Genomic DNA, 297 nt, shown 5'->3' on the forward strand with positions numbered 1-297 from the left:
GTAACAGGCTTAACAGCCGGTGAGCATACGTTTACAGTAACAGTATCTGATGGTGCAAATGAATCAACAGCCACAGTTATGGTAAAAGTAGTGACAGTTGCAGAGCGTTTAGTGGTTGATGCAATAGCAAACCTGTCAGTTGACGAAGATAACACGACAGAAGTAGCGGTTAACTTTGATAATCAGTTAGGTAAAGAAACAGTTGTTTCAGCAATGGCGAGTAACGCAAGTGTTGAAGTTATGGGGCATGAGTCAGGCTCACTGTTAAAACTAACACCAAACGCGAACTTTAATGGC

At 42.1% G+C, this 297-nt stretch carries 1 protein-coding gene; it reads left to right on the top strand.

Annotated elements, in window-relative coordinates; translation table 11 throughout:
- A partial coding sequence (locus CWB85_RS22510) for a hypothetical protein (protein ID WP_212748241.1) occupies positions 1-297 on the top strand: 297 nt, incomplete at both ends.

It is taken from the genome of Pseudoalteromonas sp. S1727 (assembly GCF_005886375.1).
Taxonomy (GTDB): domain Bacteria; phylum Pseudomonadota; class Gammaproteobacteria; order Enterobacterales; family Alteromonadaceae; genus Pseudoalteromonas; species Pseudoalteromonas haloplanktis.